General features: G+C 73.4%; 4 protein-coding genes and 1 pseudogene. 3 read left to right on the forward strand and 2 right to left on the reverse strand.

The features are described 5' to 3' along the window. Window positions 1-529, reverse strand: a pseudogene (locus KBX39_RS25140) (ATPase); the annotation flags it as partial. A gap of 14 nt (window positions 530-543) precedes the next feature. Continuing rightward, entirely contained in the window at window positions 544-2343 is a 1800-nt protein-coding gene (locus tag KBX39_RS25145) for a long-chain fatty acid--CoA ligase (protein ID WP_064446408.1), read from the reverse strand. A 166-nt stretch (window positions 2344-2509) separates the two neighbouring features. On the opposite strand from KBX39_RS25145, the gene KBX39_RS25150 reads away from it, so the two are divergent. The 3 genes from KBX39_RS25150 to KBX39_RS25160 all read left to right on the forward strand — a co-directional run. Next, complete coding sequence (locus KBX39_RS25150) at window positions 2510-2965, forward strand: SRPBCC family protein (RefSeq protein ID WP_043329393.1); 456 nt, start codon at window positions 2510-2512, stop codon at window positions 2963-2965. A gap of 38 nt (window positions 2966-3003) precedes the next feature. After that, complete coding sequence (locus tag KBX39_RS25155; protein WP_043329396.1) at window positions 3004-3639, forward strand: hypothetical protein; 636 nt, start codon at window positions 3004-3006, stop codon at window positions 3637-3639. A gap of 64 nt (window positions 3640-3703) precedes the next feature. Continuing rightward, on the forward strand, window positions 3704-4041 hold a 338-nt coding region (locus KBX39_RS25160), incomplete at its 3' end, for an ROK family protein (protein ID WP_210872825.1).

Consider the following 4041-nt stretch of genomic DNA (forward strand, 5'->3'; position numbering starts at 1 on the left):
CCCGCATCACGCGCTGGAGCGTGCCGGCGGTGTAGAGGCCGAGACCGGCCAGGATCAGCCACTGGGCGCAGACCGCCAGGTAGCCCACCTGACCGAGCTGCGCGCCGCCGTCGACCCGGGTGAACGCGGCGCTCGCCACGAGCGTCGCCGCCGCCACCGCGAGCAGCGCGGCGCCCTCGCGGAACCGGCGGCTCAGCGCGGTCACGGTGACCGGCACCGCGAGGTACGGCAGCACCGCCGAGGCGCCAACGCCCCCGGTGACACCGGTGAGGTGGGTGTCGGCGGCGACCTGGCTGGCGGCCAGCCCGAGCACCACCACCTCGGCGAACCTGCTGATCGGGGTGAGCAGCCGGTGCTGTGGGGCGAGCACGGCGGGCAGCCCCGCGACGCCCAGCAGGGCGATCCACCAGAGCTGGGCGGCGTCGCGGGTGGCGAACAGGGTCAGGGCGGCGACCAGCGCGAGGAGGACCGCGCGGGCCGCGACCGCGAGGGGCTGCGTCTGCGGCTGGCCGGATGTGGAGGCGGGCACGTGACGGATCGTAGTCAGCGTTGGTAGATCTCCGCGATCTCCGAGGCGTACGTCTTGTGCACGACCTGCCGCTTGACCTTCAGCGACGGGGTCAGCTCACCGGTGGTCTCGGTGAAGTCCTGCGGCAGGATCCGGAACACCTTGATCGCCTCGGCCTTGGAGACCGCCTGGTTGGCCTGGTCGATCGCGCCCTGCACCTCGGCGCGCAGCGTCGCGTCCTCGCGCAGCTCGGCGATGCTCGTGGTCTCCGGGCGGCCCTGCGCGGCGAGCCACTTCGGCAGCGCCTCCTCGTCGATGGTGACGAGCGCGGCGATGAACGGCTGCCGGTCGCCGACCACCACGCACTGGCTGATCAGCGGGTGCGCCCGGACCTGGTCCTCCAGCACCGCCGGGGCGACGTTCTTGCCGCCGGCGGTCACGATGATCTCCTTCTTGCGGCCGGTGATGCTCAGGTAGCCGTCCTCGTCGAGGTGCCCGAGGTCGCCGGTGCGGAACCAGCCGTCGGCGCTGATCGCCTCGGCGGTGGCCGCCTCGTTGTGCCAGTAGCCCTGGAAGACGATGTCGCCGGCGATGAGGACCTCGCCGTCGTCCTCGATCCGGATGGTGACGCCGGGCAGCGGGCGGCCGACGGTGCCGATCCGGGTGCCGGTGGGCAGGTTCGCGGCGGCGGCCGGGGAGGTCTCGGTCAGGCCGTACCCCTCGCAGATGGTCACCCCGATGCCGCGGAAGAAGTGCCCGAGGCGCGCGCCCAGCGGCGCGCCGCCGGAGATGGCGTCGCGGCATCGGCCGCCCATCGCCGCCCGCAGCTTGCGGTAGACCAGCTTGTCGAAGAGGGCGTGCTGCGCGCGCAGGCCCAGGCCGGGACCGCCGGGCAGCTCCTGCGCCTCGCTCCAGGCGATGGCGACCTTCTCCGCCCGGTCGAAGATCTTGCCCTTCCCCTCGGACTCGGCCTTCTGCCGCGCGCCGTTGTAGACCTTCTCGAAGACCCGGGGTACGGAGAGCACGAACGTCGGCTTGACGTCCTGCAGCTCGGCGACCAGGTTCTTGGTGTCCGCGCAGTGCGCCATGGTGGCCCGGGCGTGCACCACGCCGACCTGGATGAGCCGGGCGAAGGCGTGCGCGAGCGGCAGGAACAGCAGCGTCGAGGCGCCCGGGCGGAACAGGTTCGGCAGCACCGGCACCGCGTTGGCGATGTCGGTGTAGATGTTGCGGTGGGTCAGCACGCAGCCCTTCGGCCGGCCGGTGGTGCCGCTGGTGTAGATGATCGTGGCGACGTCGCCGGCCTTGAGCATGGAGCGGCGCGTCTCGACCTCGGCCGGGTCCACCGCCTCGCCGGCGGTGACCAGGTCGTCCACCGCGCCCAGCTCGATCTGCCAGACCTCGCGCAGCTCGGGCAGCCGGTCCCGGACGCCGGCGACCAGGGTGGCGTGCGCGGTGCTCTCCACCACCACGGCGACGGCGCCGGAGTCGCCGAGGATCCAGGCGGCCTGCTCGGCGCTGGAGGTCTCGTAGATCGGCACGGTGACCGCGCCGGCGGCCCAGATCGCGTAGTCGAACAGGGTCCACTCGTAGCGGGTGCGGCTCATCAGGCCGACCCGGTCGCCGGGGGAGACGCCCGCCGCGATCAGGCCCCGGGCCACCGCGACCACCTCGTCGCGGAACTGCCGGCAGGTCACCTCCTCGCGCGCCGTCCCCGCGCCGGGACGGACGAACTGCACGGTGTCCGGGGCGACCTCGGCGTTTTCCCAGACCGGGTCGGTCAGGTTGGCCGCGTCGCCGACGGTGACGATCGGCGGGACGGAGAACTCGCGCACCTGCACTCCCTCGTGCTCTACCGGCGGGGGCCGGCCTGGTCGGCTCTGTCGAAACCTACCCGCACACCCCGGGGGGTCGGCCAGGGAGGTTGGCCGACCGGCTGGTGGGAGGCCCGCCGGCGGGTGGAGCGGCGCCGGGCGGGACGCGGCCGGGTAGCCTCCCCCCATGGCGGACTCCTCCACCCAGTCGATCATCATCGGCGCGTCACCGGATCGGGTGGCGGCCGTCATCTGCGACTTCCCCAGTTACCCCGAGTGGACCGAGGCGGTACGCGAGGCCGAGGTGATCGAGGAGTACGAGGACGGCTATGCCAGCCAGGTCCGGTTCACCCTCGACGCGGGCGTGCTGGCCGACGAGTACGTGCTGGCCTACGAGTACGCCGAGGACATCTCCCGGATCGAGTGGCGCCTGGTCGCCCCGTCGAAGATGCAGCGGTCCCAGCGCGGGTCGTACGACCTGGTGGGCAACCCGGACGGGACGACCACGGTGACCTACACGCTGGAGGTGGAGCTGTCCGTGGCGATGCTCGGCATGTTCCGCCGCAAGGCCGAGAAAATGATCATGGATACGGCGTTGAAGCAGCTCAAGCGCCGGGTAGAAGCACCCGGTGCGGCGCACTGACCCGACCGTCCCGGTAGTCACGCTGGAGGAGCCGAACCATGGGCACCACTGATCCGGGTTCGGCCCGGGAAGAGGCCGAGCGCCTCGTCGCCACCCTGCTCGCCGGCGCGAAGATGGCCGCCGCCGCGCCCGGCTCCGGCGCCTGGGGTCCGCTCGGTGGGATCCTCTCCGGTGTCCTCGGTCACACCCCGCCCGGCGCCGGGCCCGCTCCGGAGACGCCCGCGCCCGCCGGTTTCGCCACCGGCTCGCCGGAATGCTGTGTCTGCCCCGTCTGTCGCGGTATCGCCGCGTTGCGCGACCCGAGTCCGGAATTCGCCGAGCGGCTCGCCACCGGCGCCGGGGACCTGGCGGCCGGCGTGGCGAGCCTGCTGCGCGCGTTCACCCCCGCCGAGCCGGAGCGAACCGCCGACGACGGCACCGCCGCGGCGGACGGATCCGGGGACCACGTGTGGCGCGAGGCGACCCGTACCGGGCATGATTCTCAGCCGGCACCCGAGCAGGACGTGTGGTCCGCCGCCACCCGGGGGGAGGGCGCGGCCGATTCGGGTGCCGCCGCCGACGCCGCCGGGCCGCCGGAGCCGGCGACGAGCCGGCCACCGGCCGGCCGTCCCGTGGTGCCCGCCTCGCGGGCGTCCGGAGAGGTGGGCGCGGACGCACCAGGCGACGGGGCCTGACCACCGGACATCCCGGGACCGTACGGCTGGTTCGGCCGGTCCCCGGGCAGCACAGCAGAGGGGAGTGGCAGCGGTGACGCTGACCATCGGAGTCGACGTCGGTGGCACGAAGGTGGCCGGCGGTGTCGTGGACGACGCCGGCACGGTACTCGTGCAGACGCGACGGGACACCCCCGCCGACGACGTGGCCAAGACCCGCGACGTCATCATCGAGGTGGTCACCGAACTGGCCGCCGGGCACGCCGTCGAGGCGGTCGGCATCGGCGCCGCCGGCTGGATCGACGCCTCCCGCTCCACCGTGCTGTTCGCCCCGAACCTGGCCTGGCGGGACGAGCCGCTGCGCACGTACGTCGGGGACGCCACCGGCCTGCCGGTGATCGTGGAGAACGACGGGAACGTGGC

Origin of the sequence: Micromonospora sp. D75 (genome assembly GCF_018070405.1) — a bacterium.
In the GTDB taxonomy this organism is placed as follows: Bacteria; Actinomycetota; Actinomycetes; order Mycobacteriales; family Micromonosporaceae; genus Micromonospora; species Micromonospora chalcea.